Here is a 13,679-nt window from a genome sequence, read left to right as displayed (position 1 = left end):
CGGTCGCGCCGAAAGTCGGATGTCCGGGCGGTGGCGGATTCCTAGGCTCGGGGGTATGAAGACCCTGCTCGGCTACCTCGGTTTCGTCCTGATCCTCGGCGGCGCCTCCGGCCTGCTGTCCGGTTGGCTCGGCGGCTTCCGGCTGTTCGGCTTCGTCCGCTTCCTGGTGCCGGACGGTCACGAGACCGTCGGGTACGCCACCCTGCTGCTGCTCGGCGTCCTGCTGGCGATCCCCGCCGCCCGCCGCGGTTAGGCGTCCTGCGTCCTGCGGCGGGCGTCCTGCGGCGGGCGGCGGGCGGCGGGGCCGCGGGGGTGGTGCGGTGCGGTCAGAAGGTGAGGTTCCAGGCGTCGATCGTGCCGGTGTCGCCGGAGGCGCCGTCCTTCACCCGGAGCTTCCAGGTGCCGTTCGCCGCGCTCGCGGCGGCGTTGACGGTGTAGGTCTTGGCGACGTCGTCGGCGCTGTCGTTGTTCGGGAAGTCCTCCAGGAGGTAGACCGTGCCGTCGGGGGCGACGAGGGAGAGGACGAGGTCACCGCGGTAGGTGTGCTTGATGTCCACGCCGACCTTGAGCGCCGCGGGCGCGTTGCCGGTGACACCGGTGACGGTGATCGGGCTCTCCACCGTGGTGTTGTCGGGGATCGCCACGTCGGCGGTGTTCTCGAAGTACTTCCCGGTGGGCGGGGTGCTGCCGCTGACGGCCTTCAGTGCGTCGACCTGGCCCTCGCCGAAGAAGGAGTTGACGGCGGTGGTGCCGGTGCAGCGGCTGTCCGTGGCGGGGCAGGCCAGGTCGTTGGCCTGGGCCGCCAGCCGGGCCCGGATGTCGGCGGGGGTGAGCGTCGGGTCGGTGCTCGCGATCAGCGCGGCCACCCCGGTGACGTGCGGGGAGGCCATCGAGGTGCCGCTCTTGGTCCCGTACTTGCCGCCGGGCAGGGTCGAGTAGACGCCGGTCGCGCCGTCGCCGCCGGGCGCGGCGACGTCGATGACGCCCCGGCCGAAGTTGGAGTAGGAGGCCTTGCCGCTGCCGCTGCCCGTGGCAGCGACGGTCACCACGCCGGGGAGTTCGGTGGGGATGTCGAGGCAGGCGTTGCTGATGGTCCGGGTGGTCGGAGTGGAGTCGTTCGGGCTCGCGGTGTCGGTGGTCTTGTTCGCCAGGTCGTAGTCGGCGTTGCCGGCGGCCGCGACCTGCAGCGACCCCTTGCCCTCGGCGTACTCCTGGGCGCGCTTGACGCCCTCGATGACGGCCGCCTGGTCGAGGTCGTTCGGGCAGTTGAACTGCCACGGGTCGGTGTAGTAGCTGTTGTTGGTCACCTTGAAGCCGTGGTCGCCGGCCCAGACGAAGCCGCAGACCGTGTTCTCGGCGTAGAACAGGGTGCTGGTCGGCTCGGCGATCCGGACCGAGGTGATCTTGACGCCCGGCGCGACGCCGATGACGCCCTTGCCGTTCTTCGCGGCCGCGATGGTGCCGGCGACGTGGGTGCCGTGGGTGTCCACGTCGCGCCAGGCGCCGGTGCGGGTGTCGGGCTTGCCGTACGCGCAGGAGACCGAGTCGGCGGCGTCGAAGTTCGGCGCGAGGTCCTGGTGTTGGTCGTCCACGCCGGTGTCGAGCACGCCGACCTTGACGGACGGGGAGCCGGTGGTCACGTTCCAGGCCTGGTCGGCCTTGATCTGGGTCATGTCCCAGCGGTTGGACTCGGTGAGCGTGGTGGCCGACTGCGCGGGGTTGGCGGGCAGGGCCGGGGTGTAGGCGTCGGCCGGCACGTCGGAGGTGCGGGTCGCGCCGACCTGCTGGATGCCGGTGACGGTCCGCAGGGCGGCGGCGAAGCCGGTGTCGGTCGAGTGGGCGACGAGGACGCCGATCGGGTCGTAACTCGCGAAGACCGTACCGCCCTTGGCGGTGACGGCGGCCTTGGCGGCGGCGATGTCGGCGGGTGCGCTGATCACCAGGTAGGCGCGGGTGCCGGCGGCCCAGCCGGCGGCGGTGCCCGCCGCGGTGGGGGCCTGCGCGGCCGCGGGGGCGGCGGGCGCCGGGACGCCGCCGGGGACGGTGGGCGTGGTGGTCGTGGGGGCGGCGGTCGCGAATGCCGTGGGGGTGGCGAGCGCCATGGCCGAGAGCACGGCGAGGGCTGCGGCCGGTCGGCCGAGCCGCCGGGGTATCAGGGATGACACGTGTCCTCCGATTCGGTCCGTGCGTGAGGGGGATCGCACAGGAATTGAAGGAAACATGCCAGATAGGGGAGGACTTGGGGAAGACTTTACGCCCGACGACTTTCCGCGACCGCCGTACGCCTTCTACTCCGAGCCGGCCGCAGGGTCGGCGGGGGCCGGGGAGGCGATGCCGTCCAGCAGGATGCCGAGGCCGGTGTGGAAGGCCTCCCGGTGGCTGTCCTCGGGGGCGCCGCCGGGGGTGCCGTCGGCGGCGCTCTGCAGGGCGGTGAGCAGCGGGAAGCGGTCGGCGAAGTCCGGTGCCAGGTCGGCGAGTTGGATGGATCGAGAGGTCCACCAGGCCTCGTCCGTGACACCGGTGGCGGCTGCGGCGGCGCGGGCGTCGGCGGTGGTGGCGGCGAGGCCGCGGACGAACTGCCAGAGGGCGGCGACGGCCCCGCGCAGCCGCCGGGGCGCCAGGCCGGCGGGCCGGAGGGCGAGCAACAGGGCTTCCATCGCGGCGAGTTCGGCCGGGCCGAGGACCGGGCGGGCCTGCGAGACCTGGAGCACCCAGGGGTGGCGCAGGTAGCAGGCGTGGAGCTCCTCGGCCCAGGCGGTGACGGCGGCGCGCCAGTCGTCCACGGGCGGTGGCCCGGCCGGGAGTTCGGCGAGTGCCCGGTCGTGCATCAGGTCGAGCAGTTCGGCCTTTCCGGGCACGTACGTGTAGAGCGCCATCGCGGTGCGGCCGAGTCGTTCGCCCACGGCGCGCATCGACAGTGCGGCCATGCCCTCGGCGTCGGCGACGGCGATTCCGGCGGACACGATCGCGTCCACACTCAGGCCCGGCTTGGGGCCGCTGCGCCCGGCGCGCGGTTCTTCGGGCGCGCCCCACAGCAGGGCGAGCGACCGGCGGGCGTCTCCCTGTCCGGCGTAGACGGTCATCCGACATCTCCTTATGGCGTAAAGTATCGCCGCGACGGCAACTCTTTATGCCGTAAGGTTACCAATCGAAGGGGTTTCGCGATGACACTGCCCGTCACCTTCGTCGAGGTCGTCGAGGTCCGCCGGATCACGCCGCGCACCGCCCGGATCACCTTCGCGGCCGAGGAACTGGCCGACACCGTCGGCACCGCGCCCGACCAGCAGCTCAAGCTCTGCTTCCCGCGCGCCGGGCAGGCCGAGCCGGTGCTGCCCGCGCACCAGGACGACCCGATGGGCTGGTACCGGGCCTACCTGGCGATCCCCGAGGCCGAGCGCCCCCTGATGCGCAGTTTCACGCTGCGCCGCCGGCGCCCCGGCACCCGGCTGGTCGAGATCGACTTCGTGCTGCACGGCGACACCGGCCCGGCCGCCGCCTGGGCGCTGCGGGCCGCGCCGGGGGACCGGCTCGGCATGGTCGGCCCCTCGGCGCTGTACGCCCCGCCGGTCCCCTTCGCCGAGGCCGCCGCGGCGGCCGACTGGGTGCTGCTGGCCGGGGACGAGACCGCCCTGCCCGCGATCGCGACGCTGGTCGGGGCGCTGCCGGCCGGGGTGCGGGCGCTGGCGTACGTCGAGGTCGCGGACGAGGCCGAGCGGCAGCCGCTGGAGAGCCGGGCCGACCTGGCCGTGCACTGGCTGCACCGGGACGGCGCGGCCCCCGGCGTCGTGCTGGCGGGCGCCGTCCGGGCCGCCGAGCTGCCGCCGGGCACGCCGTTCGCCTGGCTGGCCGGGGAGGCGGGTGCGGTACGGGCGCTGCGCCGGCACCTGGTGGAGGAGCGCGGCGTGCCCAGGCCCTCGGTGGACTTCGCCGGGTACTGGCGCCACCGGCTGACCCAGGACGACGCGCCGACCGCGGAGGACCTGGCGGACGCTCAGGAACGGTCGGCCGCCTACTGATCCCGCACGTCGATCCCGCGGGCCACAGGTGCGTGGGCGAACTCCCGGCCGCTCTGGCGCGGCTTGGTCGGCCCCGGCTGTCATGTCCGGTTTCAGCCGGGGTCGGCGGGGAAGGAACGGTGGGGCGGAGGGGCCGGGATTATGGCCGAGTCGACAAATAGGCAGCTGTCGGCAGACCTGCGGCCGGTGGCGGTGTTTCGCCACTGACGAGAGTTCGCCACCGACATTTCCGGTGCGGGTTCGGTCGGTTCCGGGCGGGTCTGATCGGTGAAAAGGGGCGGACATGGCCCGATTTCTGCCGTGAATTTTACTTTCTGATGGTCATTTTTACTTTCTGATGGGGATTTCCCCCCTTGTCGTGGTCGTGTCGGATGCGCTGGAATTCGAGCGCTGTCGGGACGCGCGGTCCGAGCAACCACGCGTCCGACCAGGATCCGCGTACGCTCGCCCGTGCTACCTGACGTCTCATCAGACGAAAGGATGTCCATGATCGGCTGGCGGAAATCCCTGCTAGCAACTGCCGTCACGGTCACCACCGCGTCCATGGTCCTGAGCTTCGGGACCGGCGCCAACGCAGCTCCGACCCCGGACCCGCAGAACGCCCAGGCGTCCGCGGACGGGACCCCGGTGCCGGTGATCGTGATCCTGAAGGACCAGATAGCCGACGCCCCGGCCGACCACGGCCACCTGGGGGCCCGCCAGCAGAAGACCGCCGACTCCCAGGCGCCGCTGCTGAACAAGGTCAAGGCGGGTGGCGGCACCAACATCAAGAGCTTCGTGGTCGGCAACGCCTTCTCGGCCACGGTCAGCCCCGCCCTGCGCGCCCAGCTGCAGGCGGACCCGGCCGTCTCCTCCGTGGTGGCGGACACCCAGGTCCAGGTCGCCCCGGCCGCCGCCGGCAAGGCCAAGACCGCCAAGGACGCCGCCGACACCGCGGCCGCCTCCGGCGCGAAGGCGCCCAAGGCCGCCGCCGCGCAGGCCGTGACGGGCAGCAACGGCCAGGGCGCCGAGGAGAACGCGACCAACACGGTCTGCCCCTCCGACCCGAGCAAGCCCCTGCTGGAGCCCGAGGGCCTGTACTCGGTCCGGGCCTACACCGGCAACGGCAAGCCCGGCGTCGAGAACCTGGCGACCGGCAAGGGCGTCAAGGTCGCCTACATCGCGGACGGCCTCGACCCCAACAACCCGGACTTCATCCGGGCCGACGGCTCGCACGCCGTGGTCGACTACAAGGACTTCGCGGGCGACGGCTGGGACGCGCCGACCGGCGCGGCCGAGGCCTTCGGCGACGCCTCGGCGGTCATCGCCCAGGGCCGCCAGACCTACGACGTCTCGAAGTTCGTCAACGCCTCGCACCCGCTCCCGGCCGGCTGCAACATCCGCATCCGCGGCCTCGCCCCGGACGCCGACCTGGTCGCCCTGAAGGCCGGCGGCGAGCTGATGTCCAACTCGTCGATCCTGCAGTCGATCGACTACGCGGTGCGGGTCGCCCACGTGGACGTCCTGAACGAGTCCTTCGGCGGCAACGTCACCCCGGACAGCGGCGCGCACGACACCATCTCGCTCTTCAACGAGCAGGCCGTCAAGGCCGGTGTCACCGTCGCCGTCTCCTCCGGCGACGCCGGCATCAGCGGCACCGTCGGCACGCCGTCGACCGACCCGTACGTGATCTCGGTCGGCGCGTCCACCGACAACCAGAACTACCAGCAGACCGGTTACGCGGCCTCCCAGTTCTCCAACAAGACCTGGAGCAACAGCCGCATCTCCGCGCTGTCCTCGGGCGGCTTCACCCAGGCCGGCCGCACGGTCGACCTGGTCGCGCCGGGTGAGTCGGACTGGGCGCTGTGCACCCCCGACGTCACCAAGTACACCGAGTGCACCGGCTTCAACGGCCAGGCCTCGCCGATCCAGCCCTTCGGCGGCACCAGCCAGGCCGCCCCGTTCGTCACCGGCGCCGCGGCCCTGGTCATCCAGGCCTACCGCGACACCCACGGCGGCGACTCGCCCACCCCGGCGCTGGTGAAGAAGTTCCTCACCGGCACCGCCAGCGACCTCGGCGTTCCGGCCGAGGAGCAGGGCGCCGGCCTGCTGAACGTCCGGGCCGCCGTCGAGGCCGCCCGCGGCTACGACGACGGCGACGGCACCGAGGGCGCCAAGACCGTCGTGGTCAACACCGGCCAGGTCGACATCGCCGGCACCCCCGGCTCGACCCACACCACCGACGTCTCCGTCACCAACACCAGTGACGAGCCGCAGACGGTGAGCGCCGCGACCCGCAGCTTCGCCCCGCAGTCGAGCAACCAGCAGACCGTCCAGCTGGACGCGTCCTCCAAGGACACCTTCAAGTACGCCACCAACGGTACGGACTGGGTGCAGAAGCAGGTCAAGTTCACGGTGCCGGCCGGCGCCGACCGCCTGGCGGCCTCGATCGCCTGGCACGGTGCGCCCAACCCGGTCACCAACGGCCCGGTGGTCCGCATGACGCTGCTCGACCCGTCGGGCCGCTTCGAGACCAACACCCGTCCGCAGGGCGGCGCCACCCCGGCCGACTTCGGCCTGGTCGACGTCCCGCACCCGGTGGCCGGTGAGTGGACCGCGATCCTCTACACCCCGGCGGGCAAGGGCTTCACCGGCCCGGTCCAGCTGGGCACCGCCACCCAGCGCGCGGTGCCGGCCGGCGCCGTGAGCCCGAGCAGCACCGAGCTGCAGCCCGGTCAGACCAAGACCCTCAAGGTCCAGCTGACCACCCCGGCGACCAGCGGTGACTCCAGCGAGGCGATCGTCGTCTCCAGCTCCAACGGCAACAGCACCAGCGTCCCGGTCGTGCTGCGCAGCCTCGTCCCGGTCAACCAGGACAAGGGCACCTTCACCGGCACCATCACCGGTGGCAACGGCCGCAGCGCCTCCCCGACGCAGAGCTTCACCTACGGCTTCGACGTCCCGAAGGGCCAGAAGGACCTGCGGGTCGGCGTCACCGTCGGCAAGGACTCCAACCTGCTCATGCAGGGCGCGCTGATCAGCCCGAACGGCACCCCGATCGACATCGAGGGCAACGGCCTGTTCGACGCGCAGGGCAACCTGACCGGCTCCGCGGCCGGCGTCTCGGCCACCACCGTCAACCCGGCCGCCGGCCGCTGGCGGTTCGTCCTGAACGTGCTCGGCCCGGTCAGCGGCCAGCAGCTCGCCCAGGACTTCACCGGCACCGTCGCGTTCAACCAGAACCAGGCCACCGCGGCCGGCCTGCCGAACGACGCGCACACCAAGCTGGCGGCCGGCAAGCCGGTCACCGTCCAGGTGAACTACACCAACAACACCGTCGCCACCCAGAAGATCGCGGCCGACGGCCGCCTCGACCGCCGGGTGGACGTGCCGCTGGTGCCGCAGGGCACCTCCGGGTCGGTCAACCTGCCGCTGAGCCTCAGCTCCTCGGTGCCGGGCTTCCTGGTGCCCCCGGGCACCGACCAGCTCAAGGCCGTCGCGGCGTCCTCGACGCCGGCCCAGATCGAGGTCAGCGCCACCACCGGCTCGCCGGACATGTTCGGCGACCTGAAGAAGGCCCAGAACGGCTCCACCATCTCGGTCGTGACCGACAACGGCAGCGCCGAGCAGCCGATCGTCCAGGGCAACTGGAGCACCTTCGTCCAGCAGATCGGCCCGTTCGGCAACGGCGGCGCCCCGACCGGCACCTCCACCATCACGGCGACCGCCCACACCCAGGCGTTCGACCCGGCGCTGGCCTCCAGCACCGGTGACCCGTACGCCGCCGCGGTGAACGCCTCGGCCCAGGCCGCCAACCCGGTGACCGTCGCGCCGGGCGCCACCGGCTCGCTGCAGGTGACGCTGACCCCGACCGGCCCGAAGGGCAGCACCGTCAAGGGCGTGCTGTACCTGGTGTCCGGCCCGACCGGCGTGGCCACCGCCAACAACTCCCTGGGCACCACCGGTTCGGTGCTCGCGGCGATCCCGTACAGCTACACGGTGAACTGACACGCGGTGAATCGACACGTCGTCCGAGCACTGTGAGGCCGAGGCCGTCCCGGATTCCCGGGGCGGCCTCGGCTGCTTTCCCACCGGCGGCAGGGCGAGGGTTCCGGGGGCGGGCGGTTGGGCACGTACGGAAACGGACGCATGTTCCTACCGACGTTCCTACCGATGTTCTACCGATGGGGAGTTCCGTGTCGTACGAGGCGATCAAGCACAGCGAGATCGAGGTCAACGGGGTGCGGCTGCACCTCGCCGAACAGGGGGAGGGGCCGCTGGTCCTGCTGCTGCACGGCTTCCCGGAGAGCTGGTACTCCTGGCGGCACCAGTTCGCGCCGCTCGCCGAGGCCGGCTACCGGGTGGTGGCGCCCGACCAGCGCGGCTACGCCCGCAGCGAGCAGCCGCAGAACGTGGACGCCTACAGCCTGTTGCACCTGGTCGGCGACGTGACGGCGCTGATCCGCGCGCTGGGAGCGGAAGAGGCGGTCGTGATCGGCCACGACTGGGGTGCCCCGGTCGCCTGGACCACCGCCGCGCTGCGCCCGGACCTGGTGCGCGGCGTCGCCGGGCTGAGCGTGCCGCCGCTGCCCGTCGGCGGGCCGCCGCCGCTCCAGGCCTCCCGGGCGGCCTTCGGCGAGGGCTTCTACCAGATCTACTTCCAGGAGCCCGGCCGCGCCGACGCCGAGCTGGCCGCCGACGTGAAGTCCAGCCTGCGCCGCATCCTGTCCGGCAAGCAGCCGGACGGCGTGCCGCGGCCGTGGATCGTCCCCGCGGGCGGGAAGCTGCTGGACACCATCCCGGAGCCGGAGCGGCTGCCGGACTGGCTCACCGACGCCGACCTCGACGCCTTCACGGCCGAGTACGCCACGCACGGCGAGCGCGCCTTCACCGGCGGGCTCAACTGGTACCGCAACATCGACCGCAACGCCGAACTGCTGGCGGCCTTCAACGGGGTGACGGTCGAGGTGCCGGCGCTGTTCATCGCGGGCGAGCAGGACCTGGTGAACGCGATCGTCCCGCCCGAGGTGCTGACCCACCTGCTGGGCCGGCTGCCGAAGCTGCGCGGGCACGTCCGGCTGCCGGACACCGGGCACTGGACGCAGCAGGAGCGGCCGGCCGAGGTCAACGAGGCGCTGCTGGACTTCCTGAAGTCGCTGGACTGACGGCCGGTTCGAACGTCTCGACAGGCCCGGGCGGCCGGTGCTCCGGCCGCCCGGGTGCTGCCGAGGAGACGACCTGGGGCCTAGACCGGCAGGAGGCGGGTGATCAGTTCGCCGAGGCGGTGGGCGTTGCGGCAGGGGTGCATCTCGACGACGCCGGCGTAGGTGAGGGCGGCGGAGTCGCCGGTGGGCCAGAGGGCGGGCTGTTCGGGGTTGAGCCAGAAGACCCGTCGGGCCCGGGCGGCGATCCGGCGCAGTGCGTCCGGGTTGGGGTCGCGGTGGTTGTTGCGGGCGTCGCCGAGGACCAGGACGCAGGTGCGGGGGCCGACGGCGTCCAGGTGGTGTTCGGCGAAGTCGCCCAGGGCGGAGCCGTAGTCGCTGTTGCCGTGGTAGCCCATGACCTTGGCCTCGGCGAGGATCCGGGCGGCCAGCCGGGCGGGGTCGTCGCCGTGGCGGAGCAGGTCGGTGACCTCGGCGGTGCGGTTGACGAAGGCGAACACCCGTACCTTGCTGAACTGTTCGCGCATCGCTTGGACCAGCAGCATGGTGAAGTCCGCGAAGCCCGCGACCGAGCCGGAGACGTCGCACAGCAGCACCAGCTCCGGCCTGGCCGGGCGGCGCAGCCGGTACGCGGGGCGCAGCGGGACCCCGCCGGTGGTGAGCGAGCGGCGCAGGGTGCGGCGCAGGTCGATCTGTCCGCGGGCGGCGCGGCGGCGTCGGGCGGCCAGGCGGGTGGCGAGCTTGCGGGCCAGGGGGTGGACGGTGCGGCGCAGTTCGGCGAGCTGGTCGCGGCCGGCGTAGAGGAAGTCGATCCGATCGGCGGTGGGGGCGACGGCGCGTTCGGCGATCCGCTCGGGGCCGCGCAGTTCGGCGACCCGGCGGCGGGCCTCGCCGGAGACGAGGGCGCGGAAGTCGCGGATGCGGCGGCGGATCTCGTCGGCGAGGACGCGGTCGGAAAGGTCGCGGTCGGAGGGGTCCGCCGTGCCGTGCCGCTCGCGCAGGGCGGCCAGGATCCGGGCGAGCAGGGTCTCGGGGGAGAGCCGGCCGAGCGCCTGCTGGGCGGACCAGCCGTCGGAGCCGGGCGTGCTGCCCGCGCCGTAGCGGCCGAAGGCCTCCACCACCTCGCCGGCCAGCCGGGCCTGGGCGGCGCGGTCGTCGGCGGCGAGGGCGGCGGCGAGGCGTTCGCGCAGGGCGTCGCGCAGCGGGTCGGGGCGGCCGAAGCGCGGCGGCTCCGGGTCGTCGGGGACGGGCGGCGGCTCGGCGCGGACGGCTTCGGGGGTGCCGACGCCGAGAGGGAAGAACAGGTCGAAGGTCGCGTCGAAGACCGCCCGCTGGCCGTCGGAGCGCAGCAGCGCGGCGGCCAGGCCGGCCCGCATCTGCTCGCGGTCGGCGAAGCCCAGGACGTCCAGGACGGCGGCGGCGTCCACCGTCTCGGCCGGGCCGATCCGCAGGCCGTGCCCGCGCAGGGCGCGGACCAGGCCGGTGAGGCGGGCCGCGGTGTCGGCGGGGGCCGGGGCGGTCATCCGAGGGTGAGCTTCTGGGCGGCCTTGCGGACGTCGTCCTGGTGCTTGAGGATCACCCCGAGGGTGTCGCGGACGACCGTGTCGTCCAGGGTATCGGCGCCGAGGGCGAGCAGGGTGCGGGCCCAGTCGATGGTCTCGGCGACGGACGGGGCCTTGCGCAGCTCCATGGCGCGCAGCGCGCCGACGATCCGGACCACCGACTCGGCGAGGGTGTCGTCCAGTCCCGGCACCTTGAGCCGGACGATCCGGCGCTCCAACTCGGCGTCCGGGTAGTCGAGATGGAGGAAGAGGCAGCGGCGGCGCAGGGCCTCGGAGAGTTCCCGGGTGGCGTTGGAGGTGAGTAGGACGAGGGGGCGGCGGGTCGCGGTGATGGTGCCGAGTTCGGGGACGGTGACCTGGAAGTCGCTGAGCACCTCCAGCAGCAGCGCCTCCACCTCGACGTCGGCCTTGTCCATCTCGTCGATGAGCAGCACCGTCGGCTCCTCGCCGCGGATGGCGGTGAGCAGCGGGCGGGTGAGCAGGAACTCCTCGCCGAAGATGTCGGTGCGGGCCTCCTCCCAGCCCTGGTCGCGGCCGGCGGTGATCCGCAGCAGCTGCTTGGCGTGGTTCCACTCGTAGAGCGCGCGGGCCTCGTCGATGCCCTCGTAGCACTGGAGGCGGACCAGCCGGGCACGGCCGATCTCGGCGAGGGCCTTGGCGAGTTCGGTCTTGCCGACCCCGGCGGGGCCCTCGACGAGCAGCGGCTTGCCGAGCCGGTCGGCGAGGAAGACGGTGGTGGCCACGGCGGTGGAGGCCAGGTAGCCGGTGGCGGCGAGCCGTTCGGCGGCGTCCGCGACCGAGGTGAAGAAGCCCGTGCCGTCGCCGTTCCCGTTGCTGCCGCTGGTCATCCGCCTGCCCCGTTCCGCGTCGCCGTGTCCGTGCGGCGCCACCCTACCGGCCGGTCACTTCGGTGTCTCGGGGGTGGACGGGTGGGTGGGGGAGCGGCGTACGGCGTGGTGCCGGTGCCGTACGCCGCCGGAGGGTCAGTTGACGAACAGTGCCGGGCTGCCGGCGACGGAGCTGTCGGTGACCGGGCCGTAGGTGGCGCTGAAGTAGCCGGTGGCGAAGCACAGGCCCGATCCGGAGACCAGGGTGAACGGCTGCGCCGAGAAGCCGATGGTGTTGCCGGTGTTCGAGGTGGTGCCGTTGATCCCGGTGGACTTCTGGTAGTTGCAGTTGATGCTGCCCAGGATGGTGCTGAGCACCACGGTGGTCCCCATCGTGCCGGCCGCGCCGGGGGTGAGCTTGACCGGGTTGCCGGGGGCGTCGCTGACCGTGTTGGTGTACGGCAGGTTGGTGACGGTGATGCTCTTGACGCCCGTGACGCCGAGGACGTTGGAGCTGCAGGAGCCGAAGGTCTGGGAGTTGAGCTGTTCGACGGCGCTGCCCGGGGCGGCCGGGTTGTCGGTCACGGTCGCCGAGAAGGCGGAGGCGGCACACTTGATGCCGCTCGTCCCGGTGGCGCTGTTGTAGAAGGTCGCGTAGCTGCCGGAGACCAGGTTGGCGGTCAGGACGTCGCCGACGGCGACGGCCGGGCCGCTCGGGCTTCCGGTGGTCAGTACGGCGGAGGCGGCGTCGGCGGGTGCCACGGCCGCGCCGGCGAGGGCGAGGGCGGCCAGGGTGGCGGTGGCGAGGGTGCGGCGGATGCGCATGAGGGTACCTCTCTCCGTCCGGGGGACGGGTGGGGGAATCCCCGTGTGCGGGTGTGGTGGTGTGCACGACGGGGGAGGTGCATGGCGTACCGGGGGCTCCGGCGGGGCTGCGGGATCGGACGGGCCCGGCGCCACGGGCCCGCTCGTGCGGTACGGCGGTACGGCGCTACGGCGGTACGGCGCTACGGCGGAGACGGTGGAACGGCGCTGCCGAACACAGCAGCATTGCGGCACTGCGCCGAAGCCGGTGCGGACGTGCGGTGCTGAGTGGGGGTGCACGTCGGCGGCTGCCACCGCCGCGGGCCTGGGTCCGCCGTGGGAGCCCCTGGGGGTCGGCCGGTGGGGGCCTGCTCGCCCACCGGTTGGAAACCTGCCAGTGTTGTAAACCCGGTATTACGTCAATGTCAATACAGGACACAGGAGTTGGTGATGGATCGGGACTACCTGCGGAGTGCCGACGTGGTCCTGCTGCCCGGTGCGCGGACGGGCCGTGACCCCGCTCGGTCGATCAAGCCGGGCCCGCGCCGGATGCCCGCGTGTGTGGTCGCCGCGACCCAGCGCGAGCGGCTGCTGGACGGGCTGGTGCAGACCGTCGCCGAACGCGGCTACCAGCATGCGACGGTGAGCGACATCTGCCGCGCGGCGGGTGTGACCAGGCCGGTCTTCTACGAGCTGTTCAGCGGCAAGGAGGACGCCTTCCTGGCCGCGCACCGGTACGGCACCGGGGTGGTGATCCGGCGGATGTCGGCGGCCTTCTCGGCCGAATCGGACTGGTGTCAGGGGATCCGCAAGTCGCTCGGCGTGCTGCTTCAACTCCTCGCGGGAACACCGGCGTTCGCCACCATGGCGGTGATCGAGGTGGAGGCCGTCGGCCGCGCCGGGCGGCAGGAGCGCGAGCAACTCCTCAAGAAGTTCCGGGGGTTCTTCGCCGAGGTGCCCCAACTGCCGTGCGGCGTAGGGGTGCAGGACCTCGTGGATGCCGTGGTGGGCGGCGTCTACAGTGCGATCCACCGGCGGGTCGACTCCGGAGGGACCGAGCAACTGCCGGAACTCCTACCGATGTTGAGCATGTTCTGCCTGGCTCCGTTCCTCGGCCCGGCGGAGGCGGCCGTACGGCTCGCGACGGAGATCGGTGAAGATCCTTCGTGCACCCGTATTGACCGGGCCAATACCGGGCAGTAGCTTCCCAGTTACTCACCGCGCTCCGACCGGATCCGCCCCGCTGCCGAGGGCCGGAAGGCAAGGTCGTGCGGTGGAACGCTGTCCGCGCCAGGGCAACGTGCCAGTGCCTGCACACCCAATCCACCC

General features: G+C 72.6%; 10 protein-coding genes. 5 read left to right on the top strand and 5 right to left on the bottom strand.

From position 1 onward, the window contains the following. Window positions 1–55: 55 nt before the first annotated feature. Entirely contained in the window at window positions 56–253 is a 198-nt protein-coding gene (locus OP86_RS18770) for a hypothetical protein (protein WP_033332425.1), read from the top strand. A gap of 73 nt (window positions 254–326) precedes the next feature. On the opposite strand, the gene OP86_RS18765 is transcribed toward OP86_RS18770, so the two are convergent. Then, window positions 327–2,114 (bottom strand): S8 family peptidase, encoded by a 1,788-nt coding sequence (locus OP86_RS18765; RefSeq protein WP_418952600.1) that lies wholly within the window; start codon window positions 2,112–2,114, stop codon window positions 327–329. Window positions 2,115–2,288: 174 nt separating this feature from the next. Further along, on the bottom strand, window positions 2,289–3,083 hold the full coding sequence (locus tag OP86_RS18760) for a TetR/AcrR family transcriptional regulator (RefSeq protein ID WP_030059357.1): 795 nt from the start codon (window positions 3,081–3,083) through the stop codon (window positions 2,289–2,291). A gap of 81 nt (window positions 3,084–3,164) precedes the next feature. Here OP86_RS18760 and OP86_RS18755 point away from each other — a divergent pair, with 81 nt between their 5' ends. The 3 genes from OP86_RS18755 to OP86_RS18745 all read left to right on the top strand — a co-directional run bounded on the left by OP86_RS18755 (window position 3,165) and on the right by OP86_RS18745 (window position 9,160). After that, a complete protein-coding gene (locus OP86_RS18755; protein WP_030257133.1) occupies window positions 3,165–4,016 on the top strand; it encodes a siderophore-interacting protein in 852 nt (283 codons plus the stop codon). Between the two features lie 486 nt (window positions 4,017–4,502). After that, window positions 4,503–8,003, top strand: coding sequence for a S8 family serine peptidase (locus OP86_RS18750; RefSeq protein ID WP_030059354.1), 3,501 nt, complete (start codon window positions 4,503–4,505; stop codon window positions 8,001–8,003). Between the two features lie 176 nt (window positions 8,004–8,179). Then, a complete protein-coding gene (locus OP86_RS18745) occupies window positions 8,180–9,160 on the top strand; it encodes an alpha/beta fold hydrolase (protein ID WP_030257136.1) in 981 nt (326 codons plus the stop codon). Between the two features lie 80 nt (window positions 9,161–9,240). Here the strand turns inward: OP86_RS18745 and OP86_RS18740 are convergent, their stop codons facing one another. From OP86_RS18740 to OP86_RS18730, 3 genes are all read right to left on the bottom strand, one after another. Beyond that, a complete protein-coding gene (locus OP86_RS18740) occupies window positions 9,241–10,680 on the bottom strand; it encodes a VWA domain-containing protein (RefSeq protein WP_030257139.1) in 1,440 nt (479 codons plus the stop codon). Continuing rightward, on the bottom strand, window positions 10,677–11,567 hold the full coding sequence (locus OP86_RS18735; protein WP_030257142.1) for an AAA family ATPase: 891 nt from the start codon (window positions 11,565–11,567) through the stop codon (window positions 10,677–10,679). The genes OP86_RS18740 and OP86_RS18735 overlap by 4 nt, the downstream gene beginning before the upstream one ends. A gap of 135 nt (window positions 11,568–11,702) precedes the next feature. Next, a complete protein-coding gene (locus OP86_RS18730; RefSeq protein WP_030059350.1) occupies window positions 11,703–12,371 on the bottom strand; it encodes a hypothetical protein in 669 nt (222 codons plus the stop codon). Window positions 12,372–12,800: 429 nt separating this feature from the next. Between OP86_RS18730 and OP86_RS18725 the strand changes: the two genes are divergently transcribed. After that, window positions 12,801–13,553, top strand: coding sequence for a TetR/AcrR family transcriptional regulator (locus OP86_RS18725; protein ID WP_051830249.1), 753 nt, complete (start codon window positions 12,801–12,803; stop codon window positions 13,551–13,553). The last annotated feature ends 126 nt before the right edge of the window (window positions 13,554–13,679 follow it).

Origin of the sequence: Streptomyces novaecaesareae (assembly GCF_000716875.1) — a bacterium.
Taxonomy (GTDB): domain Bacteria; phylum Actinomycetota; class Actinomycetes; order Streptomycetales; family Streptomycetaceae; genus Kitasatospora; species Kitasatospora novaecaesareae.
Note: the sequence above shows the minus strand (reverse complement) of the source record. Positions and strands in the feature narration are given on the sequence as shown.